27 protein-coding genes and 1 pseudogene are annotated in these 25,969 nt (G+C 65.4%); 15 read left to right on the forward strand and 13 right to left on the reverse strand.

Going from position 1 to position 25,969, the window contains the following annotated elements:
* From AC07Y4_RS03825 to AC07Y4_RS03860, 8 genes are all read left to right on the forward strand, one after another.
* A partial coding sequence (locus AC07Y4_RS03825) for a YbfB/YjiJ family MFS transporter (protein ID WP_495274192.1) occupies positions 1-617 on the forward strand: 617 nt, incomplete at its 5' end.
* A 187-nt stretch (positions 618-804) separates the two neighbouring features.
* A complete protein-coding gene (gene rimP / locus AC07Y4_RS03830; RefSeq protein WP_487846888.1) occupies positions 805-1,434 on the forward strand; it encodes a ribosome maturation factor RimP in 630 nt (209 codons plus the stop codon).
* A 17-nt stretch (positions 1,435-1,451) separates the two neighbouring features.
* Positions 1,452-2,936 (forward strand): transcription termination factor NusA, encoded by a 1,485-nt coding sequence (nusA, locus tag AC07Y4_RS03835; RefSeq protein ID WP_487846889.1) that lies wholly within the window; start codon positions 1,452-1,454, stop codon positions 2,934-2,936.
* A 23-nt stretch (positions 2,937-2,959) separates the two neighbouring features.
* Entirely contained in the window at positions 2,960-5,947 is a 2,988-nt protein-coding gene (gene infB / locus AC07Y4_RS03840) for a translation initiation factor IF-2 (protein ID WP_062479820.1), read from the forward strand.
* Between the two features lie 21 nt (positions 5,948-5,968).
* Positions 5,969-6,340, forward strand: a complete 372-nt coding sequence (gene rbfA, locus AC07Y4_RS03845) for a 30S ribosome-binding factor RbfA (protein ID WP_070060772.1) — start codon at positions 5,969-5,971, stop codon at positions 6,338-6,340.
* Between the two features lie 2 nt (positions 6,341-6,342).
* Positions 6,343-7,299: a tRNA pseudouridine(55) synthase TruB gene (gene truB, locus AC07Y4_RS03850; RefSeq protein ID WP_487846890.1), complete on the forward strand. Its 957-nt coding sequence runs from the start codon at positions 6,343-6,345 to the stop codon at positions 7,297-7,299.
* Positions 7,296-9,134: a translational GTPase TypA gene (gene typA / locus AC07Y4_RS03855; protein ID WP_095745387.1), complete on the forward strand. Its 1,839-nt coding sequence runs from the start codon at positions 7,296-7,298 to the stop codon at positions 9,132-9,134. The genes truB and typA overlap by 4 nt, the downstream gene beginning before the upstream one ends.
* A 16-nt stretch (positions 9,135-9,150) precedes the next feature.
* A complete protein-coding gene (locus AC07Y4_RS03860; protein ID WP_487846891.1) occupies positions 9,151-10,068 on the forward strand; it encodes a DMT family transporter in 918 nt (305 codons plus the stop codon).
* A 13-nt stretch (positions 10,069-10,081) separates the two neighbouring features.
* On the opposite strand, the gene AC07Y4_RS03865 is transcribed toward AC07Y4_RS03860, so the two are convergent.
* The 6 genes from AC07Y4_RS03865 to smpB all read right to left on the reverse strand — a co-directional run bounded on the left by AC07Y4_RS03865 (position 10,082) and on the right by smpB (position 13,659).
* Complete coding sequence (locus AC07Y4_RS03865) at positions 10,082-10,759, reverse strand: hypothetical protein (protein WP_487846892.1); 678 nt, start codon at positions 10,757-10,759, stop codon at positions 10,082-10,084.
* Positions 10,760-10,858: 99 nt separating this feature from the next.
* Positions 10,859-11,254, reverse strand: a complete 396-nt coding sequence (locus AC07Y4_RS03870; RefSeq protein ID WP_062479812.1) for a COG4315 family predicted lipoprotein — start codon at positions 11,252-11,254, stop codon at positions 10,859-10,861.
* 77 nt (positions 11,255-11,331) lie between these two features.
* Complete coding sequence (locus AC07Y4_RS03875; protein WP_487846893.1) at positions 11,332-12,156, reverse strand: anti-sigma factor family protein; 825 nt, start codon at positions 12,154-12,156, stop codon at positions 11,332-11,334.
* A gap of 16 nt (positions 12,157-12,172) precedes the next feature.
* Positions 12,173-12,679: a sigma-70 family RNA polymerase sigma factor gene (locus AC07Y4_RS03880; RefSeq protein ID WP_487846894.1), complete on the reverse strand. Its 507-nt coding sequence runs from the start codon at positions 12,677-12,679 to the stop codon at positions 12,173-12,175.
* A gap of 24 nt (positions 12,680-12,703) precedes the next feature.
* A complete protein-coding gene (locus tag AC07Y4_RS03885; RefSeq protein ID WP_487846895.1) occupies positions 12,704-13,087 on the reverse strand; it encodes a COG4315 family predicted lipoprotein in 384 nt (127 codons plus the stop codon).
* Between the two features lie 95 nt (positions 13,088-13,182).
* Entirely contained in the window at positions 13,183-13,659 is a 477-nt protein-coding gene (gene smpB, locus AC07Y4_RS03890) for an SsrA-binding protein SmpB (RefSeq protein WP_062477854.1), read from the reverse strand.
* Positions 13,660-13,721: 62 nt separating this feature from the next.
* Between smpB and AC07Y4_RS03895 the strand changes: the two genes are divergently transcribed.
* Positions 13,722-14,168 (forward strand): type II toxin-antitoxin system RatA family toxin, encoded by a 447-nt coding sequence (locus AC07Y4_RS03895; RefSeq protein ID WP_062477851.1) that lies wholly within the window; start codon positions 13,722-13,724, stop codon positions 14,166-14,168.
* Positions 14,168-14,515: an RnfH family protein gene (locus tag AC07Y4_RS03900; RefSeq protein WP_139701627.1), complete on the forward strand. Its 348-nt coding sequence runs from the start codon at positions 14,168-14,170 to the stop codon at positions 14,513-14,515. The genes AC07Y4_RS03895 and AC07Y4_RS03900 overlap by 1 nt, the downstream gene beginning before the upstream one ends.
* A 15-nt stretch (positions 14,516-14,530) precedes the next feature.
* Here the strand turns inward: AC07Y4_RS03900 and AC07Y4_RS03905 are convergent, their stop codons facing one another.
* Entirely contained in the window at positions 14,531-15,049 is a 519-nt protein-coding gene (locus tag AC07Y4_RS03905; RefSeq protein WP_447744302.1) for a DUF4124 domain-containing protein, read from the reverse strand.
* A gap of 128 nt (positions 15,050-15,177) precedes the next feature.
* Between AC07Y4_RS03905 and guaB the strand changes: the two genes are divergently transcribed.
* From guaB to AC07Y4_RS03930, 5 genes are all read left to right on the forward strand, one after another.
* Entirely contained in the window at positions 15,178-16,647 is a 1,470-nt protein-coding gene (gene guaB / locus AC07Y4_RS03910) for an IMP dehydrogenase (RefSeq protein WP_062477841.1), read from the forward strand.
* A 77-nt stretch (positions 16,648-16,724) separates the two neighbouring features.
* A complete protein-coding gene (locus tag AC07Y4_RS03915; protein WP_070060762.1) occupies positions 16,725-16,973 on the forward strand; it encodes a type II toxin-antitoxin system Phd/YefM family antitoxin in 249 nt (82 codons plus the stop codon).
* A gap of 11 nt (positions 16,974-16,984) precedes the next feature.
* A complete protein-coding gene (locus tag AC07Y4_RS03920; protein WP_083259193.1) occupies positions 16,985-17,404 on the forward strand; it encodes a type II toxin-antitoxin system VapC family toxin in 420 nt (139 codons plus the stop codon).
* 11 nt (positions 17,405-17,415) lie between these two features.
* A complete protein-coding gene (gene guaA / locus AC07Y4_RS03925) occupies positions 17,416-19,035 on the forward strand; it encodes a glutamine-hydrolyzing GMP synthase (RefSeq protein ID WP_487846896.1) in 1,620 nt (539 codons plus the stop codon).
* Positions 19,036-19,331: 296 nt separating this feature from the next.
* Positions 19,332-20,588: a tyrosine-type recombinase/integrase gene (locus AC07Y4_RS03930; RefSeq protein ID WP_494797425.1), complete on the forward strand. Its 1,257-nt coding sequence runs from the start codon at positions 19,332-19,334 to the stop codon at positions 20,586-20,588.
* On the opposite strand, the gene AC07Y4_RS03935 is transcribed toward AC07Y4_RS03930, so the two are convergent.
* The 6 genes and pseudogenes from AC07Y4_RS03935 to AC07Y4_RS03960 all read right to left on the reverse strand — a co-directional run bounded on the left by AC07Y4_RS03935 (position 20,566) and on the right by AC07Y4_RS03960 (position 25,939).
* Entirely contained in the window at positions 20,566-20,937 is a 372-nt protein-coding gene (locus AC07Y4_RS03935) for a helix-turn-helix transcriptional regulator (protein ID WP_494797424.1), read from the reverse strand. The two genes, AC07Y4_RS03930 and AC07Y4_RS03935, sit on opposite strands and share 23 nt — an antisense overlap.
* A gap of 95 nt (positions 20,938-21,032) precedes the next feature.
* A complete protein-coding gene (locus tag AC07Y4_RS03940; RefSeq protein WP_494797423.1) occupies positions 21,033-21,296 on the reverse strand; it encodes a DUF2274 domain-containing protein in 264 nt (87 codons plus the stop codon).
* Entirely contained in the window at positions 21,293-22,579 is a 1,287-nt protein-coding gene (locus AC07Y4_RS03945) for a TraB/TrbI/VirB10 family type IV secretion system protein (protein ID WP_494797422.1), read from the reverse strand. Before AC07Y4_RS03945 ends, AC07Y4_RS03940 begins: the two co-directional genes overlap by 4 nt.
* Positions 22,576-23,553 (reverse strand): P-type conjugative transfer protein TrbG, encoded by a 978-nt coding sequence (gene trbG, locus AC07Y4_RS03950; RefSeq protein WP_494797478.1) that lies wholly within the window; start codon positions 23,551-23,553, stop codon positions 22,576-22,578. Before trbG ends, AC07Y4_RS03945 begins: the two co-directional genes overlap by 4 nt.
* 44 nt (positions 23,554-23,597) lie before the next feature.
* Positions 23,598-24,128 (reverse strand): annotated as a pseudogene (gene trbF, locus AC07Y4_RS03955) (conjugal transfer protein TrbF); the annotation flags it as partial.
* A 728-nt stretch (positions 24,129-24,856) separates the two neighbouring features.
* Positions 24,857-25,939 carry an IS630 family transposase gene (locus AC07Y4_RS03960; protein ID WP_494797420.1) on the reverse strand — a complete coding sequence of 361 codons (1,083 nt, stop codon included), beginning with the start codon at positions 25,937-25,939 and terminating at the stop codon, positions 24,857-24,859.
* Positions 25,940-25,969 lie beyond the last annotated feature (30 nt).

A 25,969-nucleotide genomic window follows, 5' to 3' on the forward strand; every position in this document is an offset into this window, starting at 1 on the left:
GGGCGGCGGCGAGTCCGGCTGTTGCAGCGGGCAGTGCCTCTGGATCGGCGTCAGCCCGAAGCGATGCGATCTGGCTGGTCGCGCTCTATGGGCTGGCAGGCTTTGGTTACATCATTACGGCCACCTTCCTGCCGGTGATCGCCCGGCAGGCGCTGCCGGGATCGCCGTGGCCGGATTTCTTCTGGCCGCTGTTCGGCGCGGCCATCATTCCGGGCGCATTGATCGGCGCCCGCGCCCCGGTGCATTGGGACAACCGGCTGCTGCTGGCCGCCGCTTATGCATTGCAGGCGCTCGGCGTCGTTTTTTCGGTGGCCTGGCCGACGATTGCGGGTTTTGCGCTGGGCAGCCTGTTGCTCGGCATGCCTTTCACCGCCATCACTCTTTTCGCCATGCGGGAAGCCCGCCGGCTGCGCGGCAATGCCGCGGCCGGGCTGATCGGCTATGCCACGGCGTCCTACGGGGTGGGGCAGATCATCGGGCCGCTTTTTGCGGCGCCGTTGGCCCAGCGCACCGGTTCTTTCGAGCTGCCTTTGCTGGTGGCGGCGGCCGCATTGGCCCTGGGCGCGGTGCTGTTTGCCGTGGTCTGGTCGAAATACCGGCGCCCTGTGGCCGCCTGAATACCGATGTCCTTCATTTATGCACGCGAATAGCATATAATTCGAGGCTCACGACCAAACGGGCGGGTACCAACCGCCCGTTTTTTTTGGTCTATGCATTCTCAAGCAGCAATTATTTGGCGTCGTGGCATCCGTGGTGGGCGGGTGCTGCGGCTTGGGCATTGATTCAGAAGGCGCTTTCAAACACGTGGCATTGCAGCAAACAGTAGAACAAACCGTGGCCGGTCTCGGCTACGACCTGGTCGAGGTCGAACGCTCGGCCGGTGGATTGCTGCGCGTGACGATTGATTTGCCCTGGACGCCCCCCACCTCTGAAGATGTGGCGGCCGGCGTGCCCGAACCCTTCGTGACGGTGGAAGACTGCGAGAAGGTCACGCGCCAGCTGCAATTCGCGCTGGAAGTCGATGCGGTCGATTACAAGCGGCTCGAGGTCTCCTCGCCCGGTATCGATCGCCCCTTGCGCAATGAACAGGATTTCGAGCGATTCGTGGGCGCGGTGATCGACATCACCCTCAAGGCGCCCATGGGTGCTGCCGCGGCGGGCCAGGTGTCGGCCAATCGCAAGAAGTTTCGCGGCACGCTGGAGCGTGCTGAAGGCGGTTCGGGTTGGCAGATCGTCTGGAGCGATGCGCCCGAGACCAAGCCGGGTCAAAAAGTGAGCAAGAAGCGCGCGCCTGCACCGTTGCATGCGCTGGGCTTCGTATTGGACGAGCTGCGCGATGCGCGGCTCGCGCCGATTGTGGATTTCAAGGGCCGCAAGGCCAAAACCCAACCGGGTTTTTCGGATATTGACGACGGAACGAACGTTTCGGACTGAACAAGAGGAGTGGTGGCATGAATCGCGAAATGTTGATGTTGGTGGATGCGATCTCGCGCGAGAAGAACGTCGAACGCGACGTGGTCTTCGGCGCGGTCGAATCCGCACTGGCGCAAGCCACCAAGAAGCTCCATCAGGGTGACGTGGATATCCGCGTGGCGGTCGATCGCGACAGCGGCGACTACGAAACTTTCCGCCGTTGGCACGTCGTTCCCGATGAAGCCGGCCTGCAGCTGCCCGACCAGGAAATCCTCCTGTTTGAGGCCAAGGAAGAAATGTCGGACATCGAAGTCGGCGAGTACATCGAGGAAGCGGTGGACTCGGTGCCGATCGGCCGCATCGGCGCCATGGCTGCCAAGCAGGTGATCCTGCAGAAGATCCGCGACGCCGAGCGCGAGATGCTGCTCAACGACTTCATGTCGCGCGGCGACAAGATCTTCGTGGGCACCGTCAAGCGCCTGGACAAGGGCGACATCATCGTGGAAGCCGGGCGCGTCGAAGGCCGCCTGCGCCGCAGCGAGATGATCGCCAAGGAAAACCTGCGCAACGGCGACCGCGTGCGGGCCATGATCATGGAGGTCGACCTGACGTTGCGCGGCGCGCCGATCATCCTGTCGCGCTCGGCCCCCGAGTTCATGATCGAGCTGTTCCGCCAGGAAGTGCCCGAGATCGAACAAGGCCTGCTCGAAATCAAGAGCTGCGCCCGTGACCCCGGCTCGCGCGCCAAGATCGCTGTGCTCTCGCACGACAAGCGTGTCGACCCGATCGGCACCTGCGTCGGCGTGCGCGGCACTCGCGTCAACGCCGTGACCAACGAGCTCGCCGGTGAGCGCGTGGACATCGTGCTGTGGAGTGAAGACCCGGCCCAGTTCGTGATCGGCGCCCTGGCGCCGGCCAACGTCTCGTCGATCGTGGTCGATGAAGAAAAGCACGCCATGGACGTGGTGGTCGACGAGGAAAACCTCGCGATCGCCATCGGCCGCGGCGGCCAGAACGTGCGTCTGGCTTCCGACCTCACCGGTTGGAAGATCAACATCATGGACGCCAACGAGTCGGCCCAGAAGCAGGCCGTCGAAACCGATACCAGCCGCAAGCTTTTCATGGAAAAGCTCGATGTCGACGAGGAAATCGCCGACATCCTGATTTCGGAAGGGTTCAACAGCCTCGAGGAGGTGGCCTACGTGCCGATCTCCGAGATGCTTGAGATCGAGGCCTTCGACGAAGACACCATCAATGAGCTGCGCGCCCGTGCAAAGGATGCGCTGCTGACCATGGAAATCGCCAAGGAAGAAGGTGTCGAAACCGTCTCGCAGAACCTGCGCGACCTCGAAGGCCTCAATCCCGACCTGATTCCGCAGCTGGCTGAAGCGGGTGTGAACACCCGTGACGACCTGGCCGACCTCGCGGTCGATGAACTCACCGAAATCACCGGCCTGAGCGCCGATGACGCCAAAGCCCTCATCTTGAAAGCCCGCGAACATTGGTTCGCCGGCCAAGAGTGACGGTATGGAGGCACGAAAGCAATATGTCCAGTACCACTGTCGCCGAGTTCGCGAACGAGCTCAAGAAGACTCCCGAAACCTTGCTTGACCAGCTCAAGAGCGCAGGCGTGCCCAAAGCGGCCGCCACCGATGCACTCACGGAGGCCGACAAGCAGCGCTTGCTCGGCTTCCTGAAGGCCAGCCACGGCACGGCCGAGCCCGAGCGCAAGAAGATCACGCTGACCAAGAAGTCGACCAGCGAGATCAAGCAGGCCGACGCCACCGGTCGCGCCCGCACCATCCAGGTCGAAGTGCGCAAGAAGCGCACCTTCATCCAGCGCGATGAAGGCCACCCGGCCACGGCCGAAGGCGCGCAGCAGCAGGCGGCCGAAACGTCCGCCGCACCGGCCGCGCCCCAGATCGACGAAGCCGAACTGGCCCGTCGCGAGGAAGATGCACGCCGCCAGGCCGAGCTGATCCGCCGCCAGGAAGAAGAGCTGGCCGAGAAGCGTCGCCAGCGCGAAGAGACCGAAGCCCGCGAACGCGAGCAGGCCGAAAAGGCCGAGCGCGCCGAACAGGCCGAGCAGGAAGCTGCGCGCATCGCCGCCGAGAAGAAGGCCGCTGAAGCCGCCGCCGCCTCGGCCAAGGAAGCCGCGAAGCAGCCGGTGGCTGCCCCGGCCGCGCCGGCCGCTGTGGCCGCCGCCGCTGCGGCTGCAGAAACCGCTGCCGTTGCCGAGAAGCAGGCTGCCGACACCAAGCTGGCCGCCCAGAACGCCGCTACGCAGGCCAAGGAAGACGCCAAGGCCAAGGCCGCCGCCGAATCGAAGGCCCGTGCCGACGAAGAAGCCGCCCGCGCCAAGGACCTCGACGAGCGTCGCCGCAAGGCCCTGGCCGAAGCCGAAGCCATCCGCGCCATGATGAACGCACCGGCCCGCGTGCTGGTGCCGCACAAGGCGCCGGAGAAGCCGCAGCCTGAAAAGTCGACGGTCAAGGGCACGCTGCACAAGCCGGCCACGCCGCCGGGCCGCCCGGGCGCCCCTGCGGCCCCTGGCGCCGCAGCGCCGGCCGCCGCCGGTGCTGGCAAGGAAGTCAAGTCCGCCAAGCTCTCGTCGAGCTGGGCTGGCGATCCTGCCAAGAAGAAGGAAATCAAGACCCGCGGCGATGCCAGCGGGGGGGTCAGCCGCGGGAACTGGCGCGGAGGCCCGCGTGGCCGTCGTGGCAACGACCGTGGCGGTCATGACGAGCAGCACGCACCGGCCGCACCGGTCGAGGCGCGCGTGCTCGAAGTGCACGTGCCCGAGACCATCACGGTCGCCGAGCTCGCGCACAAGATGGCCGTGAAGGCGCAGGAAGTCATCAAGCAATTGATGAAGCTGGGCATGATGGCGACCATCAACCAGTCGCTCGACCAGGACACCGCGATGATCATCGTGGAGGAAATGGGCCACAACGCGGTGGTTGCCGCGCTGGACGACCCCGAAGCCTTCACCGACGAGGACGTGTCGGCGCAACAGGCCGAAGCCCTGCCGCGCGCACCGGTCGTGACCGTCATGGGTCACGTCGACCACGGCAAGACCTCGCTGCTGGACTACATCCGCCGCGCCAAGGTCGCCGCGGGCGAAGCCGGCGGCATCACGCAGCACATCGGTGCCTACCACGTCGAAACCGAACGCGGCATGGTGTCGTTCCTCGACACCCCGGGTCACGAGGCGTTCACCGCCATGCGTGCCCGCGGTGCGCAGGCCACCGACATCGTGATCCTGGTGGTGGCGGCCGACGACGGCGTCATGCCCCAGACCAAGGAAGCCATCAAGCACGCGAAGGCGGCAGGTGTGCCGATCGTGGTTGCGATCAACAAGGTGGACAAGCCCGACGCCAACCTGGACCGCGTGAAGCAGGAACTGGTGGCTGAAGAGGTCGTGCCCGAAGAGTACGGCGGCGACGTGCCGTTCGTGCCGGTGTCGGCCAAGACCGGCCAGGGCATCGACGACCTGCTCGAGCAGGTGCTGCTGCAGGCCGAAGTGCTGGAACTCAAGGCGCCGGTGGATGCCGCCGCCAAGGGCCTGGTCATCGAAGCCCAGCTCGACAAGGGCCGCGGCCCGGTCGCGACCGTGCTGGTGCAGTCCGGCACACTCAAGACCGGCGACGTGGTGCTGGCCGGCTCGACCTATGGCCGCGTGCGCGCCATGCTGGACGAAGACGGCAAGGCCACCAAGTCGGCAGGTCCGTCGATCCCGGTCGAAATCCAGGGTCTGACCGAAGTGCCGCAGGCGGGCGACGAGTTCATGGTGATGGCCGACGAGCGCCGTGCGCGCGAAATCGCAACCTACCGTGCGGGCAAGTTCCGCAACACCAAGCTGGCGAAGGCGCAAGCCGCGAACCTGCAGAACATGTTCACCGACCTGTCGGCCGGCGAAGTGCAGACGCTGCGCATCATCATCAAGGCTGACGTTCAGGGCTCGCAGGAAGCACTGGCCCAGTCGCTGCTCAAGCTGGCGACCGAAGAAGTCAAGGTGCAGATCGTGTACGCCGGCGTCGGCGGCATCAGCGAAAGCGACATCAACCTCGCGATCGCGTCGAAGGCGGTGGTCATCGGCTTCAACGTGCGGGCCGATGCCGGTGCGCGCAAGCTGGCCGAAGGCAATGGCGTTCAGCTGAACTACTACAGCATCATTTACGACGCCGTCGACGAGATCAAGGTCGCGATGTCGGGCATGCTGGCACCGGAGCGCCGCGAAGAGATCATCGGCTCGGCCGAGATCCGCACGGTGTTCGTGGCCTCGAAGATCGGCACCGTGGCCGGCTCGTACGTCACTTCGGGCTCGGTCAACCGCAGCGCGCATTTCCGCCTGCTGCGCGACAACGTGGTGATCTACACCGGCGAAGTCGACTCGATCAAGCGCATGAAGGACGATGTCCGCGAAGTCCGCGAAGGTTTTGAGTGCGGTATCAAGCTCAAGAACTACAACGACATCAAGGAAGGCGATCAGCTCGAATTCTTCGAGATCAAGGAAATCGCCCGGACGCTGTAAGCGTTCGACGCGAAAGAGTCCATGCCGAAAAGAAAAGCAGCCGCACCCAACCGCGCGTTCAAGGTCGCCGACCAGATCCAGCGCGATCTGACGGAGCTGATCGCGCGCGAGTTGAAGGACCCGCGCGTGGGCATGGTCACGATCCAGGCGGTCGAGGTCACGCCTGACTATGCGCATGCGAAGGTCTTCTTCAGCCTGCTCACGGGCGACGTGGCCGAGACCACCGAAGCGCTGAACCAGGCCGCAGGCTTCCTGCGCAATGGCCTGTTCAAGCGCCTGCACATCCACACCGTGCCGACGCTGCACTTCCTGTTCGACCGCACCACCGAGCGTGCGGCCGACATGAATGCGCTCATCGCACAGGCCGTTGCTTCGCGCTCGAAAGACGACTAGCGATGAACGCGCCACGCACACGGGTGCAGCGGCGCCCTGTGCATGGGGTGTTGCTGCTCGACAAGCCGCTGGGGTTTTCCAGCAACCAGGCCTTGCAAAAGGCCAAGTGGTTGCTGCGCGCCGAAAAAGCGGGCCATACCGGCACGCTCGATCCGCTCGCCACAGGCGTGCTGCCGCTGTGTTTCGGCGCCGCCACCAAATTCAGCCAACTGCACCTGGACGCCGACAAGACCTACGAGGCAGTCGCGCGCCTGGGTGTCAAGACCGCCACGGGTGACGCCGAAGGCGAGGTGATCGCCGAACGCCCGGTACAGGTTTCATCCGACGACCTGGCCCGCGTCCAGGCCCAATTCACCGGCCCGATCCGCCAGGTGCCGCCGATGCACAGCGCGCTCAAGAAAGACGGCAAAGCGCTGTACGAGTACGCGCGCGAAGGCATCGAGATCGAGCGCGCACCGCGCGACGTCGTCATTCACCAGCTTGCGCTGACCCGGCTGGATGACACCAGCATTCGCATCGTTGCGAGCGTGAGCAAGGGCACCTACATTCGCACCCTGGGCGAGGACATCGGCGAGGCGCTGGGTTGCGGCGCGCACCTGACCTCGCTGCGCCGCACGGCCACGGGCGGATTCGGGCAGGCGCAGTGCGTCACCATCGAAGCGCTCGAAGCCATGACCGAAGACGAGCGCCTGGCACGCCTGTTGCCTCCCGAAGCGCTGGTCGACGGCCACAGCCGCGTCACGCTCGCGGCCGAAGATGCCGCACGTTTTCTCTCGGGCCTGCGCCGCCGCGGCGGCTGGGCCGATGCCGAGGCGGTGGCCGTGTTCGGCACCGACCCGCAGGCGTTCCTGGGCACCGCCCACGTGAGCGCCGGCGAACTGATCCCGGGGCGCTTGCTGAACCCCATCGAAATTCAGCAAATTCTTTTGAACGCACCACAGACCGAAGCGACACCATGAGTACCAAGCAAATCCGCAATATCGCCATCATTGCCCACGTGGACCATGGCAAGACCACCATGGTCGACCAGCTGCTGCGCCAGTCGGGCACCTTCGCCGAGCACGAGAAGGTCGTCGACACGGTGATGGACAACAACGCGATCGAAAAGGAACGTGGCATCACGATCCTGGCCAAGAACTGCGCCGTGACCTGGGAAGGCACGCACATCAACATCGTCGACACCCCGGGTCACGCGGACTTCGGCGGTGAAGTGGAACGCGCACTGTCGATGGTCGACGGCGTGGTGCTGCTGATCGACGCGCAGGAAGGCCCGATGCCGCAGACGCGTTTCGTGACCAAGAAGGCGCTGGCCCTGGGCCTGAAGCCCATCCTGGTCGTGAACAAGGTCGACAAGCCCGGCGCGAACCCCGACAAGGTGGTCAACGCCGCCTTCGACCTGTTCGACAAGCTCGGCGCGACCGACGAACAGCTCGACTTCCCCGTGGTGTACGCCTCGGGCATCAATGGCTGGTCGTCGCTCGAAGAAGGCGCGCCGGGCGAGCAGTGGGGCCCCGACATGTCGGCCCTGTTCAACACCATCCTGAAGCACGTGCCGTCGCAAAAGGGTGACCCGAACGCGCCGCTGCAGCTGCAGATTTCCGCCCTCGACTTCTCGACCTTCGTGGGCCGCATCGGCGTGGGCCGCATCAGCCAGGGCACGCTCAAGCCCATGACCGACGTGCTGGTCATGGAAGGTCCGGACGGCAAGACCGTCAAGGGCCGCGTCAACCAGGTGCTGACCTTCCAGGGCCTGGACCGTGTGCAATCGACCGAAGCCGGCCCCGGCGAAATCGTGCTGATCAACGGCATCGCCGACATCGGCATCGGCGTCACCGTGACCGACAAGGACAAGCCTGCGCCGCTGCCCATGCTCAAGGTCGACGAGCCGACCCTGACCATGAACTTCTGCGTGAACACCAGCCCGCTGGCCGGCCGCGAAGGCAAGTTCGTGACCAGCCGCCAGATCTGGGACCGCCTGCAGAAGGAACTGCAGCACAACGTGGCCCTGCGCGTGAGCGAGACCGACGAAGAAGGCATCTTCGAAGTCATGGGCCGCGGCGAACTGCACCTGACCATCCTGCTGGAAAACATGCGCCGCGAAGGCTATGAAATGGCCGTGTCCAAGCCGCGCGTGGTGTTCCGCACCGTGAACGGCGAAAAGCACGAGCCTATCGAATTGGTCACGGCCGACATCGAGGAAACCCACCAGGGTGGCGTGATGCAGGCACTGGGCGAACGCAAGGGCGAGCTGGTCAACATGGAACCGGACGGCCGTGGCCGCGTGCGCCTGGAGTACCGCATTCCGGCGCGTGGCCTCATCGGCTTCACGAACGAATTCCTGAACCTGACGCGTGGCTCGGGCCTCATCAGCAACATCTTCGACAGCTACGAAGCCCACAAGGGCGAGATCGGCAGCCGCAAGAACGGCGTGCTGATCTCGATGGACGACGGTGAAATCTTCACCTACGCGCTGGGCAAGCTGGACGACCGCGGTCGCATGTTCGTGAAGGCGAACGATCCGGTGTACGAAGGCATGATCGTCGGCATCCACAGCCGCGACAACGACCTGGTCGTGAACGCCACGCGCACCAAGCAGCTGACCAACTTCCGCGTCTCGGGCAAGGAAGACGCGATCAAGATCACGCCCCCAATCGACCTCACGCTGGAATACGGCGTCGAGTTCATCGAGGACGACGAGCTGGTCGAAATCACGCCCAAGAGCGTGCGCCTGCGCAAGCGTTTCCTGAAGGAAAGCGACCGCAAGCGCGCCGGCCGCGACACGTCGAACGGCTGATCGCCTTCGATCGGCCATGCGCTTGACGCACGGCGCCGCTGTCGGGCTGATGGTCGTCGTGACCCTCATGTGGGGCACGGCGGGCGTTGTCACGCGGCACCTGGCGCAGGCGCACAGTTTCGAGATCACCTTCTGGCGCAGCCTCTTCACGATGCTGGCGCTGCTGGTGATCTTGCCGCTTTGGCGGGGGCGGGCGGTGTTCTCGCTGCTGCGCCGCGGCGGGCGGTCGTTGTGGATCTCGGGCGTCTGCTGGGCCGTGATGTTCACGGCCTTCATGGTGGCGCTGACCCTCACCTCCACCGCGAGCGTGCTGGTCACGATGTCGCTCGGGCCGCTGTTCACCGCACTGGCCGCACGCCTCTTCATCGGGCACAGGTTGCCCGCACGCACCTGGGCGGCCATCGTGGTCGCCGGGCTGGGCATCGGCTGGATGTACGGCACGCAGCTGCTGGGCGGTGGCGGTGGGTCGCTCGTCGGCACGCTGGTGGCGCTGTGCGTGCCGCTGGCCGGCGCGACGCAATGGACCGTGGTCCAGCATGCGCACGCCAAGGGGCAGGATGTCGACCTGGTGCCCGCGGTGCTGATCGGCGCGACCCTCTCCGCACTCGTCACCTTGCCGCTGGCCTGGCCGTTCCATGCCGGCCCCCATGACCTGGGACTGCTGGCCTTCCTGGGGGTGTTTCAGCTGGCGATTCCCTGCGTGCTCTCGGTGCTGTGCGCGCAGGTGCTCAAGGCGCCCGAGGTGGCGTTGCTGGCGCTGCTCGAGGTGATCTTCGGCATCGCGCTGGCCTGGCTCGGCGCCGGGGAGGCGCCTGCGGCCAGCGTGCTGACGGGCGGCGTGCTCGTGATCGGCGCGCTGGTATTCAACGAGCTGCTCGCGCTGCGCGGGCGCCGCACCACGCTGGCGGACAGCGCGCTGCCCGGCGCGCACTGACCTTTCGCCGCCCTCAGCGGCCGAAGAGGTACCAGCCGATCACGATCACGACGGCCACCACGATCATTCCGAAGTTGCGCCAGCTGGCTTGCTGGCTGCGCGCGAACTCTTTGAGCATGTCGGCGGTCTCCTGCTCGTCGGCAGCGACGATCGCCTGGGCCTCGTCGAGGATGCGCCGATGGTCGGCTGCCGTCGCAAAGGCCGGCTCGGCGGCGACTCGGGTGCGGAGCGCTTCGAACGGCGCCGTGTCGAGCAGGCCGTCGGTCACCAGCCAGCCCAGCGTGGGGCCCAGGGCGGCGGGCGCGCCGGTCAGAGGCGCGGCACGCAGCGCCAGGTCGCGGGTCTCGGTGTCGATCAGTCCTTCGTTGAACAGCGCGACCACGGCCTCGTGCGTGATGCCGGTCTTGCCGAGGTCCAGCAGGTCGTCCGCGTCGTAGGCGATGTCTTCCGCTTCGGTGAACGCCGTGACGGCCGGCGAGGCGGCTTCGAGGCGTTCCACCGCTGCATCCAGTTCTTCCTCGGCGATCAGGTTCTTGAGGCGCATCCAGGCCAGTGCATGCGCGGGGCCGGGAATCGGTGGCAGGGCTGTGGCCTCGGGGTGTGCGAGCGCGGCATCGTGCTGCGCGTCGGTGATGAGGCCGTGAGACACAAGCGCGTGGAAGGCATCCGGGGTGGTGTCGGCAAAAGTCATCGGGCCATTCTGCCGTGCACCATGAAAAAAGCCCCGGCGGATGCCGAGGCTTTCGTGGGTGGCGGCGCCGGTCAGGCCGACGCCATCACATCAGCGGCATCAGGGACGGGCAACCTTCCAGGCACCGTTGGCCACGCCGTCACCGGTCTTGTCGCCGGCCTTGGTGTCCTTGGCCCAGTAGTACAGCGGCCAGCCCTTGTAGGCCCACTGCTTCTTGCCGTCTTCACGCACGATGATGGTGTAGCCGCCCATGGGCTTGGCGGCGTCGGCCACGGCGAGCGGCGGCCAGTTGGTGGCGCATTGGCCGTTGCAGGCGGAGGTCCCGGCATTGGCGGTGTCGCGGGCGAAGGTATAGAGCGTCATGCCGTTCGGGCCGACCAGCACGCCGTCGGCGGTGCGGGTGGGCGTGTCGGGCGCTCCAGCGGTCTTGGTGGACATGCCGCCGCAGCCGGCGAGCAGTGCCGCTGCGAGGATCGAGGCGCTGAGCAATTTCATGCAGTTTCTCCTTCAGTTGAAAAATCAATCGCGAAAACAAGCCAGGTGAATGCGCGAACCGGCAGTTTATGCCGTCGCTACGATAACTCGCGGTAGGCCAGGGTCGCGAGTCTCAGTAGCGCATCGCGCGGCAGGCGACCGGCCACGGCATAGCCGAAACCCCGGTCGACCCAGTAGAAGCTCGGCACGGCGCCGTCCGAAGCAAAACGGAAGGCGGTTTCGCGCGAGGCAGCGGCGTCCGCGGCCTGCGCGTCGAGCGTGCCGATGTACAGCGTGATGCGTTCACCCGCCGCGTCCTCGAACATGAACTGGGCGCGCGCGCCGGTTTCGCCGGGCAGCAGGCGTCCGCCGACCAGCGTGTAGCCGAGTGAGGACAGATCGGGCACCTTGAGCGGGTGATCGAGGCGCTTGGACAGCCACTGCACCAGGTGCTGCTGCTCGGCGGCGGCCACTTCGACGGGGTGCCGTTTCTCGGGGGTGTAGACGACGTGGGCCACCGAGGCGTCGCGCACGAACTCGCGCACGGCCGGTACGCGTGCCAAGGAGGCACCGGCCGCGCGCGGCGCGCTCGACCACTGGGCATTGCCGAGCCAGCCGGCCGCGAAGGCGGCCAGCAGGCCGGCGGCCATGCCGCCCCAGCGTAGCCAGGGGGCCGAGCGACCGGCCTCGGCACGGCGCCGCTCGAGCACGCCCATCAGCGGCGCAGGCACGGGTTCGTCGAGCAGGCCGCCGTGCAGGCGGCGCAAGGCGTCGCGCTGGGCATGCCAGGCCGCCACGCGGGCCGCCACGGCCGGATCGCGCGCCAGCGCATCCTCGACCGCCTCGCGGCGTTCGGGCGGCAACTGGCCGTCGACCCAGGCGTGCAGCTCGTCGTCGGTGGGGGGCAGGGTGGGGCGGTTCATGGCGGAGTGCTTCACGTCACTTGAGGCGGCGCAGGCCGGGGCGGCTGGACGCGGCGGCGCCGTCCATCAGCTCCTGCAGGCGAAGGCGGGCGCGCGAGAGGCGCGACATCACGGTGCCGATCGGAATGCCGAGCACCTTCGCCACTTCGGCGTAGGACAGGTCTTCGAGCGTCACAAGCAGCAGCACGGCGCGTTGCTCTTCGGGCAGCTGCATCAGGCAGCGCTGCAGGTCGAGGCCCAGGCCCGGATCGACGCCGCCCTGCAGCTGCTCGGGCGCTACATCCTCCAGCGGCACGACCGCATGCGGCGGCGGCCGGCGCCGCACCTGGCTGGCGAAGAGGTTGTGCATGACCGTGAAGAGCCAGGCGCGCAGGTCGGTGCCCACCACCCAGAGCCGCCACTTGCCGCAGGCGCGCTCGAGCGTGTCCTGCACCAGGTCGTCGGCCGCCCAGGCATTGCCCGTGAGCGCACGCGCATAGCGGCGCAGGCTCGGGATGTGCTCGACCAGCAGGCGGGCGTCCATGGGTAGACCGTGAGCCTGTCCGTGTCAGGGCTTGGCGGTTTTCCAGGTGCCGTTGACGCCGTCGCCGGTCTTGTCGCCCGGCTTGGTGTCCTTCACCCAGTAGTACAGCGGCCAGCCCTTGGCGGCCCATTGCTTCTTGCCGTCGTCGCGCGTGACGATGGTGAAGTCGCCGCTGGGCTTGTCGCTGTCGGCTGCCATGAAGGGCGGCCAGTTGGTGGCACAGCCGCCGTTGCAGGCCGACTTGCCGCTGCCGGCCGTGTCCTTGTCGAAGGTGTAGAGCGTCATGCCGTTCGCACCGACCAGCGCGCCATCGGCGGCCTTGGGCTGGGCGAACGCGGGGAGGGCGAGCAGGCTGCCGAGCAGTGCGGCGGCGATGCCGACGGAGGACGACATGCGGATAGGTGACATGGAAAGACTCCTGGGTTGATGGCATCGAGGATCGATGACACCGCACAAACGCCCGCAGAGCGCGTTTTATTCCATGCCGCCCAAAAAAAGAAAAATTAGCGGTTGCGGCTCTTCATCGCGCGCTCGACTTCGCGCTTGCCTTCGCGGTCCTTGATGGTGTCGCGCTTGTCGTGCTCGGCCTTGCCCTTGGCGAGCGCGATCTCGCACTTCACCTTGCCGGCCTTCCAGTGCAGGTTCAGCGGCACCAGCGTGTAGCCCTTTTGCTCGACCTTGCCGACGAGGCGCTTGATCTCTTCCTTGTGCAGCAGCAACTTCTTGGTGCGGACCGAATCAGGATTGACGTGCGTCGAGGCGCTCTTGAGCGGGTTGATCTGGCAGCCGACCACGAACAGCTCGCCGTCGCGGATCACCACGTAGCCGTCGGTCAGCTGCACCTTGCCTTCGCGCAGCGACTTGACTTCCCAGCCCTCGAGGACCATGCCGGCCTCAAAGCGTTCTTCGAAGAAATAGTTGTAGGCGGCCTTCTTGTTGTCGGCGATGCGGGAGGAGGTGTCTTGTTTCTTGGTGGCCATGGCTCGAGAAGTTGGGGGCGCATGGCTTCAATACAATCCGTCGCGCACGCTGTGCCGATTCTATGAAAACAGTCCACAAGTCCGTCCTCATCTGGTACAGCGCCGAAGAAATGTACGCGCTCGTCACCGATGTGGCGAAGTACCCGCAGTTCCTGCCTTGGTGCGACAAGTCGCGCGTCATCGAGCAGGACGAGGGCGGCATGACCGCCGAAGTCGGCCTGGCCTTCGCCGGGCTGCACCAGAGTTTCACCACCCGCAACACGCACATTGCGGGCCGCGAGGTGCAGCTGAAGCTGGTCGACGGGCCGTTCTCCAACCTCGACGGCACCTGGAAATTCCACCCCGTGGGCGAGCAGGGTGAACGCGCCTGCCGCGTCGAGCTGCAGATGAGCTACGGCTTCAGCAACTTCGCGCTGCAGGCCCTGGTGGGGCCGGTGTTCGACACCATCGCATCGAGCCTGGTCGAAGCCTTCGTCAAGCGCGCCGAACAGGTCTACGGCGAAGGCTGATGGCCGACAGCCGCATCGAGGTCACGCTGAGCTGTTCGCCGGCGGCGCGCGAGGTGTTCGAGCAGGTCCTGCAGCTCGCGCCCGGCACCGCGGTGGCCGAGGCGGTGAAGGCCAGCGATCTCATGCAGCGCTTTCCCGACCTGGACTGGCGGCATGCCATGACGCCGGGCATCTGGGGCCGGGCGGTGGCGTGGGAGCAGCCGTTGAAGGACGGCGACCGCATCGAGCTGTGCCGTCCGCTCACGGTCGATCCGAAGGTGGCGCGCCGTGAACGCTTCCAGCGGCAAGGCGCGCGTGGCACGGGCCTGTTCGCGAACAAGCGCAAGGGTGGCAAGGACGGCTACTGAGCCGCCGCCGCCGGCTTACTTGCAGTCGCTGTCGATGACCGACTGAACCCGCTTCTGCTCAGCCGCACGCGCAGCGTCGTCCATGATTTCGCGCTCGCCCTTGGCGTTGACCTTGGCGAGGCGGATGCCACTGTCGATCGTGGCTTTGCCTTCCCGTGCGCGGGCGCAGCTCTCGGCCTTGGCCTTGGCGATCTTTGCCGCTTCAGCCGCTTCCTTGGCCTTCTGCTCGGCCTCGGCCTTCTTGGTCTTTTCCTCGAGTTCCTTGTCCACGCCCGTCGGCTTGGGCGGCGGCGCGGCCTTGGGGGCTGCGGCCGTGTCGCTGCTTCCTTCGGGGGCCGGCGTGGCCGGGGCGGGCGCACGGGCCGACGGCGAGGGGCCGGCGCGGCGCAGGATGTTCTTTTCGGGGATGTCGGTGGGCGGCGGTTGGTCGCTGAAGACCTTCTTGCCGCTGTTGTCGACCCATTGCCATTGCGCGCTCGCCGAGAGCGGCAGCGCGCACGCGCAACCCAGTACCAGCCAATGCAGGAGATTCATGCGCGGAGTTTAGCTGGGCCTTACTTTTTGCAACATCCGGAATAGGCGGTTTTGCAACGGTCAAAAAGAACCCGTGCCGGCGAAGCGGGCGAGGGCCTCGTTACAATCCGTCTTTTGGAGCCTCACCCATGCGCCTTCTCGGCAAAGCGCTCACCTTCGACGACGTGTTGTTGGTGCCAGCATTCTCCCAAGTCCTGCCCAAGGACACGTCTCTCGCCACCAAGTTCTCCCGCAACATCACGCTGAACCTGCCGCTCGTCTCGGCGGCCATGGACACCGTGACCGAAGCCCGCCTCGCGATCGCCATCGCGCAGGAAGGTGGCATCGGCATCGTGCACAAGAACCTCACCGCGCAGCAACAGGCCGCCGAAGTGGCCCGCGTCAAGCGCTACGAGTCGGGCGTGCTGCGCGACCCGGTGGTGATCACGCCGACGCACTCAGTGCGCCAGGTGATGGCACTGTCCGACCAGCTCGGCATCTCGGGTTTCCCGGTGATCGACGGCGGCAAGGTCGTCGGCATCGTCACGGGGCGCGATCTGCGCTTCGAGAACCGCTACGACGTGCCCGTGAGCGAAATCATGACGCAGCGCGACCGGCTCATCACCGTGCCCGACGGCACCACGCTGGCCGAAGCCAAGGCGCTGCTGAACAAGCACAAGCTCGAGCGCCTGCTGGTCATCAACGGCGACTGGGAGCTCAAGGGCCTCATCACCGTCAAGGACATCACCAAGCAGACGAGCTTCCCCAATGCCGCACGCGACGCCAACGGCCGCCTGCGCGTGGGCGCGGCAGTCGGCGTGGGTGATGGCACCGAAGAGCGCGTCGAAGCCCTGGTGAAGGCCGGCGTCGACGCCATCGTGGTCGACACCGCCCACGGCCACAGCGCCGGCGTGATCGAGCGCGTGCGCTGGGTCAAGAAGAACTATCCGCAGGTCGACGTCATCGGCGGCAACATCGCCACCGGCGATGCAGCGCGTGCGCTGGCCGACGCCGGCGCCGACGCGGTCAAGGTCGGCATCGGCCCCGGCTCCATCTGCACCACCCGCATCGTGGCCGGCGTGGGCGTGCCGCAGATCATGGCGGTCGACAGCGTCGCCACCGCGCTGCAGGGCACGGGCATTCCGCTGATCTCCGACGGCGGCGTGCGCTACTCGGGCGACATCGCCAAGGCCATCGCGGCCGGCGCCAGCACCGTGATGATGGGCAGCATGTTCGCCGGCACCGAAGAGGCGCCGGGCGAAATCGTGCTGTACCAGGGTCGCAGCTACAAGAGCTACCGCGGCATGGGCTCCATCGGCGCGATGCAGCAGGGCAGTGCCGACCGGTACTTCCAGGAATCGACCACCGGCAACCCGAACACCGACAAGCTCGTGCCCGAGGGCATCGAAGGCCGCGTGCCCTACAAGGGCTCGATCGTCTCCATCGTCTACCAGATGGCCGGCGGCGTGCGCGCCAGCATGGGCTACTGCGGCTGCGCGACCATCGAGGACATGCAGAACAAGGCCGAGTTCGTCGAGATCACCACGGCCGGCATCCGTGAGAGCCACGTCCACGACGTGCAGATCACGAAGGAAGCGCCGAACTACCGCGCTGAGTAAGCCCAATCTGGCCAGACCTTGAAAGTCAGGCCAGACTCGGCTTAAAATTTGGGCCAGATTCAAATTTTCTGGCCCAAATGCAATCCATCGGCATCGCTGAAGCCAAGAACAACTTCTCGGCCCTGATCGACCTGGTCGAAAAGGGCGAGGAGGTTCGCATCACCCGCCACGGCAAGGAAGTCGTGCGCATGCTGCCGGTGCGCCGCAAACCCGTCATCACCGACGAGCAGATCGCCCGCGAGCTCGGGCAGATCGACGCGCTGCACGCCACCATCCAGCCCGGCCCCACGACCCGCGAGCTCCTGGACCAGGGACGCCAGCCGTGACCGCCTTCGTCATGGACGCCTCGGTCACCGCCGCCTGGCTGCTGCCCGACCAGGCCAGCGAACACACCCGCAGGCTCTACGCCGCCATCCGCCGCGACGAGGTCGAGCCGCAGGCGCCCAACGCCTGGCAATGGGAGTGCGCCAACATCCTCGCCAACGGCGTGCGCAGCGGCCGCATCCCGGCATCGGCCGTCGAAGGCCTGTGGAGCGTGCTCGACGCCATCCGGCACCGCGTGGAGCTGCACGACCTCGCGCCGGCCCAGCACAAGGCCGTGCTCGCCGTGGCCATCGACGCGGGCGTCTCGCTCTACGATGCGGGCTACCTCTGGCTCGCCAAATCGCTCAACCTTCCGCTCGCCACCTTCGACGAGCACCTCATCCAGGCGGCGCCGCACGCGGGCGTCAAGCTGTTCGACATTTCAACGCTCTGAGTCCTTTCGCCATGCAACACGACAAGATCCTCATCCTCGACTTCGGCTCGCAAGTCACCCAGCTCATCGCACGCCGCGTGCGCGAAGCGCACGTGCTCAGCGAAGTGCATCCCTGCGACGTCACCGACGAGTGGGTGCGCGAATACGCGGCCGACGGCCACCTCAAGGGCGTGATCCTCTCGGGCAGCCACGCCAGCGTGTACGAAGAGACCACCGACAAGTGCCCGCAAGCCGTGTTCGACCTCGGCATTCCGGTGCTCGGCATCTGCTACGGCATGCAGACCATGGCCCACCAGCTCGGCGGCAAGGTCGAAGGCGGCCACAAGCGCGAGTTCGGTTTCGCGGCCGTGCGCGCCCATGGCCACACCGCGCTGCTGAAGGACATCGCCGACTTCACCACGCCCGAAGGTCACGGCATGCTCAACGTGTGGATGAGCCACGGCGACAAGGTCACCGAGCTGCCGCCCGGCTTCAAGCTCATGGCCAGCACCGACAGCTGCCCCATCGCCGGCATGGCCGACGAGGCGCGCCGCTACTACGCGCTGCAGTTCCACCCCGAAGTCACGCACACCGTGCAGGGCAAGGCCATCATCGACCGCTTCGTGCTCGGCATCTGCGAGGCCAAGCCCGACTGGGTCATGCGTGACCACATCGCCGAAGCCGTGCAGAAGATCCGCGAGCAGGTGGGCGACGAAGAAGTCATCCTGGGCCTGTCGGGCGGTGTCGATTCGAGCGTGGCCGCCGCGCTCATCCACCGCGCCATCGGCGACCAGCTGACCTGCGTGTTCGTCGACCACGGCCTGCTGCGCCTGAACGAAGGCGACATGGTCATGGAGATGTTCGAAGGCAAGCTGCACGCGAAGGTGATTCGCGTCGATGCCAGCGACCTTTTCCTGGGCAAGCTCGCCGGCGTGAGCGACCCCGAAGCCAAGCGCAAGATCATCGGCGGCGAGTTCGTCACCGTGTTCAAGCAGGAAGCCGCCAAACTCAAGGCCGGCGACGGCGGCCACAAGGGCGCGACCTTCCTCGCGCAAGGCACCATCTACCCCGACGTCATCGAGTCGGGCGGCGCCAAGAGCAAGAAGGCCGTCACCATCAAGAGCCACCACAACGTGGGCGGCCTGCCCGAGCAACTGGGCCTGAAGCTACTCGAACCGCTGCGCGACCTGTTCAAGGACGAAGTGCGCGAACTCGGCGTGGCCCTCGGCCTGCCGCCCGAGATGGTCTACCGCCATCCGTTCCCCGGCCCCGGCCTGGGCGTGCGCATCCTGGGCGAAGTGAAGAAGGAATACGCCGACCTGCTGCGCCGCGCCGACGCCATCTTCATCGAAGAGCTGCGCAACTTCACCGACGCCGAAACCGGCAAGACCTGGTACGACCTCACGAGCCAGGCCTTCACCGTGTTCCTGCCCGTGAAGAGCGTGGGCGTGATGGGCGACGGCCGCACCTACGACTACGTCGTCGCGCTGCGCGCCGTGCAGACCAGCGACTTCATGACCGCCGACTGGGCCGAGCTGCCGTACGCGCTGCTCAAGAAGGTGTCGGGCCGGATCATCAACGAGGTGCGCGGCATCAACCGCGTGACCTACGACGTGTCGAGCAAGCCGCCGGCGACGATCGAGTGGGAATGATTTGCCGCATTTCGCGGACATTCGGCTGCTATCGATAAATCACCGTAAGTTGTTGATCTATAAGTATTTTAATATCGAAGTCTATCGGCAACGATTGGTGGTAAGCAACTCAAAGTGTCGGTCGATCTGACGGTGACCAAATCGCGTTTTCTTGGTCTAGAATTTCTACCGTCAGCCCGTTTCGACGCATGACGGTAAAAAACAAGGCGAAAAGCTAGGTTTCATGCGGGCTCCGGGCGTGTTTGTAGTTTGAGAGCGCTTGACGGTAAAGGGTGCTCTCTCCTCGGAGAACGCCCATGCTCACCGACACCGCTCTCAAGAACCTGAAACCCAAGGCGGCCCCTTACAAGGTGACCGACCGCGACGGCATGTACGTCACCGTGTCGCCGGTCGGCACGGTCACCTTCCGCTACGACTACCGCATGAACGGCCGCCGTGAGACCCTGACGATCGGACGTTATGGGGCTGATGGCTTGTCGTTGGCCAGGGCCCGCGAGAGGTGTATAGACGCCCGGCGCGCGGTGTCTGACGGTAAATCTCCAGCACAGGAGAAACAGCGCGAAAAGCGCCGCCTGTCGGAGGCAAAGAACTTCCAGGAATTCACCGACAGGTGGGCCAAGGGTGCCAGGATGGCCGACAGCACTCGCTCGATGCGCAAGAGCATCCTCGACCGCGACATCCTGCCCGCCTTCAAGAACCGCCTTCTGACCGAAATCACGTCGGACGATCTGCGCGACCTTTGCAACAAGGTCAAGGGCAGGGGCGCACCGGCTACGGCCGTCCATGTGCGAGACATCGTCAAGCAAATCTATGGGTTTGCCATCCTGCACGGCGAGAAGGTGGCCAATCCGGCCGACGACGTGGGACCGTCGTCGATCGCGACCTTCGTGCCGAAAGACCGCGCCTTGTCGCCCGTCGAAATCCGACTGATGCACCAGCAACTGGAAACGGTGGCGTCGTACCCGACCATCCGCCTGGCACTCCGACTCATCTTGCTCACCCTGGTGCGCAAGGGTGAGCTGATCCATGCCACCTGGAACGAGATCGACTTTGAGAACGCGCTCTGGACCATCCCCAAGGAGCGCATGAAAGGTTCCAAGGCGCACAACGTCTATCTGTCGCAGCAGGCGCTCGACATCATGGTCGCGCTGCGCACCTGCGCTGGCGGTTCCAGGTTCGTGCTGCCTTCGCGCTATGAGCCCGACAAGTGCATGTCCAATGCGACCCTCAACCGTGTGACGCAACTGGTTGCCGCGCGGGCGAAGGAGAAGGGCCTGCCCTTGGACGGCTTTACCGTGCACGACCTGCGCCGTACCGGCTCGACCATCCTGAACGAACTGGGCTTCAACAGTGACTGGATCGAGAAGTGCCTCGCCCACGAAGACGGGCGCTCGTCGCGCGGGGTCTACAACAAGGCCGAGTACGCCGAGCAGCGCCGGCACATGCTGCAAGAGTGGGCCGACATGATCGACGCCTGGGTGGCAGGCAAGTCCCACACGCCGACCTTGCTGCCCCCGTCGATGAAGGTCATCACGACGCAAGCGTTGCTTTGACCGGGCGGCGCTTGCGCTGCCGAACGTCGGGGGAGGGCGCACGCTTCATTTGCGCGGCGTCCGAGACCTGGCGGCGGGCCTCGATCCAGGCCTCGACCTCTGCGAGATCCCATACCACGCAGCGCGAGGTCAGGTTGAACCGGCGCGGAAACTCGCCTCGACGCTCCATGTCGTAGATGGTTGTTCCGGAGAGCGGCACCATCTTGTGCAGTTCCGTCCGCCGGATCGTGCGCCGGTAGGACACGGCGAGTGGAACCTCCGATTGGAGTCGCTGTTCGGAACTCTGCAAGTGTTCGACGTGCCCGCGGTGAAAGGCCTCGACAGCGGTTGACTCTTCGCCTTTTCTCATGATCGACTCCATCCGTGCCACAGCGTCACGGAAATCCTGTCACGCTGATTGCATTGCAACTGTTGATGCCGTCATCGTGCAGGAGCCGACATCTATCAAGAACCTGCTGCAGCGTGCCCGGTCGTAGTTCGGGGCGGCGGTCGCTTGCCCGCGGCTCTGCTGAAGGCGCGATCGCGTGCCATGAAGGCTTCCAACATGTGCGGAATAAGAGAAGCTGCGTCAACCGGCTCGCCGTAGGCCTGTGAATGTTGAGCCGCATAACGGTCGAGCATGTCCTTCAGGGCGGCAGGCATGGTCACAGCAAGCCTCACCGTCGTTGCCTTTGGCAATGGTCCAAGGCGGAGCTTGGCTGCGCTCATTGCGGTACTCCCCGCACAAAGAACAATGGCTGGTACGGCCGCAGCACCAAGTCCTTGCTCACCATCACCCGCATCGGAAACCCCGGACGGATGGTCAGCGTTGGCTGGATGCTCGTGTTGCGCTTAGTGATATCCTGCCCGACTTGATTGATCGAGTCCTGCGCGCCCTCCCGAATGGCGATCACCGTTCTGTTGCCGTTCTGGTCCGTACGGCTCTCCGGCGCTGCCTGCTCTGCCCCCACGCCCAGTAGCGTCGACAGCGCCGCGCCGGCCACGATTCGGTCCCAGTGCCAGTCGACTCCATCCTCGAGCCCGGCATAGCCCGCTGGATCGATCCCCGGCAAACGGTCCAGCGCCACCGACGACGTGTCTGGCAGGATCAGCCGCGTCCACACCAGCAGCACGCGCCGCTGGCCAAACGAAACCTGGCTGTCATAGCGCCCAATCAGCCGCGAGCCCTGCGGGACCAACAGATGCCGCCCCGTGGCGGTGTCGTAGACCGCTTCGGTCACGTTGGCGATCACCTGCCCCGGCAGATCCGAATTGATCCCCGTCACCAGCGCTGCAGAAATCACGGTGCCCGCCATTACCTGGTACGGCGATGCGGGCAACTGCAGGGTTCCTGGATTGCGCGTGGCCCCGTCTCCCGATTTCGCCAGGAAGGCCTCCTTCGGACCCTGCCGGTTCTGGGCTGCAGTCGGATCGTTCGGCACCGCGGGCAGCGTGCCGCCGGCCGTTGCATCGAACGGATTCTGGGTCGGAGCGGCAATGCCTGCATTCGGATTGGCCACTGATGTCGTAGGTGGGGCGGCAGCCGCCGGCCTGCCGCCACCGGCCCCGCTCCCGGCCCCCCGGAAAAACACCGACGACCGCGCCGCTTCTTCGGCAGCCAGCTGCGCCGGATCGGTACCAGGCGGCGCCATCCGCTGTTCCATCGGCTGCTGCGATTTCACGATCGCCAGCCCGAGATCGCCAGGCAACGGTTCGCCCAGCACGGGCGGCGCAGCCTTCTGCACCGGCGGAAGTGCCGCATAGTCCTTGGGCAACCGATCCAGGCTCTCCGACTTCGCAATGCGATCAACGTTGAACAACTCATTCGCAGGAGCACGGGAGCGCTGCTGCGACTGCAACGACCAGAGCGTGCCGCCCAGCACCGCCGCGGCGAGCGTGCCGGCTCCGACTGCCAGCACGCGGCGATTCAGGCGAACGACAGGGCGCGGCTGCGCGCGCAGCGCCAGCGTTTCAGGATCAGCCTTGATGGATGCTGCGCCGGCCTCGCTCACGATCCGCTCCCGCGTTGAGCGCCATCCGTGCGCTCGATCCGTACGATCTCGGCCTTGCCGCCCTTGAACCCACCCAGCCGTAGTTCGGCAGCGCCGAAGAGCCGATCGACGACATAGTAAGGCGACCGGAAGCGGTAATTCACGAGCTGCCCATCCCCCTGCGCCCCAATCACGAACAGGGGCGGCAGCTCGCCCTGTGCAATACCGCCCGGGAACTGAATGTAGACCCGCTGCCCGTCGTGGAACGCACGCAGCGGCTTCCACGAGGGCCCGTCGCCCGAGATCGAATAGCGGAACTTGATCTGCTCCAGCGACAGGCCCGAGTCCACCGGCGCGGCCGCTTGGGCTTCGCGCGCCTGCTTCTGCAGCGCGAGCATCCGATCCTTCGGATAGTCCCACGACACCGATGCCATCCAGGCTTGTGGCGTCGAGGACAGCTCCAGCAGGTAAGTGCGCCGGTTCGTGGTGACGACGAGATTCGTCTTCAGCCCGATGCGCGTTGGCTTCACCAGGACGTTCACGCGCAGCGTGGCCCCCGAGCCGCTGGCCGTGTCGCCGACGATCCAGCGCACAGTATCGCCGGCGGAGACCGTCACCAATTCCTCACCCTCCTGCAGCGCGATCACTGTGACACGACCCGGGCTGGTGTACACCTGATACAGCGCTCCGTCCGCGTAGGGCCAGACCTGGATCGCATTCACGTACCCCTCGCGCGTCGGCGCGATGCGGGCGTCCTCATTCGCGCGGGAGACACGCACCTTGTCGTCGGCCGGCTCTTGCGCCGGCTTCAACTCAGTCTCGGTCGGCAGCGCCTTCATCTGCTCGGGCAACTGCAAGGGCTCCGGAACAGCCACCACTTCGATGGGCTTCGCAGGCTCAGGCAAGACCTTTGCAGCGACGGCCACGGGCTCGTCGAGCGAGATCACCGGCGGCGGCTTGCCCTGCGTGGCGCAGCCTGCGACAGACGCCAGCATGGCCAGCAGGATCAGCGGCGTTGTGGTTCTACGGAAATGTGGCTTCACGGTTTTGCTCCTTGCATTGCTTCGAGTTCACGGCTCCAGGACAGGCCGTTGACGTAGATGCCCAATGGGTTTTTGCGCAGCCGCTCTTCGGTGCGCGGCGGCTGCAACACGACGGACAGCACCGCCGTCCACCGCTCGGTGCCCGAAGGCGACCCATTCGTATAGCTGCGCTCGATCCAGCGCACCTGGAACGAGGCATCGCTGGCGCGGACCACGCTGGTCACTTCCACCGCCACCGAGCTTTGCCCGATGCGGGAGAACGGATCATTGGTGCGCGCGTAATCGTTCAGCGTCGCGGCACCGCGGTCGGTCGTGTAGTCGTAGGCTTCGAGCCAGTTGCGCCGCACCACGATCGGGTCGATGGAGAGCGACCGCACGTCGCCAATGAAGCGCGCCAGGTGGAACGCGATTTGCGCATCGGCCGGCTTGTACGGCGCGGCCGCTTCGCCCACGGCCCGCACCTGACCGGCGTTGTCCACCTCGATAACATAGGGCGTGACGATGGACTGCGCTGAGCGCCAGACTAAGACGAGTGGGGCGGGGCTGTCGTGGACAACAAACTCCTTCGGTCAGAACCTGACAAGCAACGCTTCGTCTCCGAAGTCACGTTAGCGACGCGCCTAGGCGTCCGTCCCATCACCGTTCGTAATTGGACTGCCCGAGGCTTCATCCAGTCGAAGACGATTCAAGCTGGCAAGAGTTTCCGCTATGTCGCAGATGCTTCGGTTGTGGATCAGACTCCGAGACGTAGCGAAGATCGCCTCCAAGCTCGCGCGGCCGGGAAGCTGTCAGGATTGCCAGTGAGCGTCCTCCAACAGTTGAAGCGCTCAGGCCACTACTCAAGCAACCCTGTTGCAAATGTTCGATTGGGCTACTGGCCAGATGATCTGAAGGCACTTACCGAACGGTTGATCGGGATTGCCAGAAAGCCAACTAATGGAGTCCAAGGCCCCAGCTCTGAAGGTGAAGAGCTCATATCATTGGATCGAATTCTGGCACTCAAAAAGCTTGGGGAAGTTCGATCCAAAGGTATTTTCTTGGGTGAGGTTTTGGACGGGAAGATTGTGCCCAGTGCAAGGTCGGGTAGCAAGCTGGGCTCGTTAATGTTTGACCTCGCGGACGTCGAATCTTTCAGGATTCGACAAGCCGTTGATTCAGCTCGCCAGTTCATCTCGGCCAAGGCTGCGGGTAGCTTGGTGGGTACACACGCTGACGTTGTGACCGCCCTAGTGCAGTGCGCCGCTCTGTTCTGTACTTATCCGGCGGTCGCCGCCAATGCTGCTTTTGCCCGGGTGACCTTGGCCAGGATGTCCGTTGCACTGGCGGTCCAGATGAACGGCTTGGGGTCGATGTTGTGATGGGCCACGTACAAGTCGATCGCCAGTTCCAACTCGGCCACGCTGGTGAAACTGTCGCGCCGGATGCGCTTGTCGGTGATGTCGCGGAAGAAGCGCTCGACCATGTTCAACCACGACGCGCTCGTCGGGGTGAAGTGCATGACGAAGCGCGGGTGGCTGGCCAGCCACTTCTGCACCTCGGGGTGGTTGTGCGTGGCGTAGTTGTCCACGACCAGATGCAGGCTCAGGTGCTTGGGCGTGCGGCGATCGATGAGCCGCAGGAACTTGAGCCACTCGCTGTGGCGGTGCCGCGGCTGACACATCGAGATCACGCTGCCGTCCAGGGTGTTGAGTGCAGCGAACAGCGTGGTCGTGCCGTGGCGCTTGTAGTCGTGGGTCACGGTGCCTGCACGACCGCGTTTGATTGGCAGCCCCGGCTGTGTGCGGTTGAGGGCCTGAATCTGGCTCTTCTCGTCGCAACTGAGCACCAGTGCGTGCTCGGGTGGGTTCATGTACAGGCCCACGACGTCCAGCAACTTGTCCTCGAAGCGTGGGTCGCGCGAGAGCTTGAAGGTGCGGCTCAGATGAGGCTTCAGGCCGTTGCCTTGCCAGACGCGGCGGATTGTCGTCGCACCGACGCCCAGGTGCTCGGCCAGCGTGCGAGTGCTCCAGTGCGTGGCGTTGACCGGCTTGTCGTGCAGCGTGGCCTGCACGATGCGAGACTCCATCTCGGCGGTGATAGTGGCCGGTCGTCCACTGCGCGGGGCGTCCTTGCGCAGCGCATCGATGCCGCCGGCCAGGAAGCGCTCACGCCACATCGCAATCTGGCGCCGGTCCAGCCCAGCCTCGATGGCAATGTCTTTGTTCTGCCGTCCCTGCGCTGCCAGCAGAATGACCAGCGCCCGCTGCTGCAGCCTGGCCTCCACCGTACGACGCCTGGCAAGCCCACGAAGCTCCCGCAAGGTGGTCTCGTCCAACTCAATCGTCTTGGCAACTCTCACTGTTCCAGCCTCCTGGAACGTCTGAGTATG

It is taken from the genome of Variovorax sp. GW460-12-1-14-LB1, from assembly GCF_059423605.1.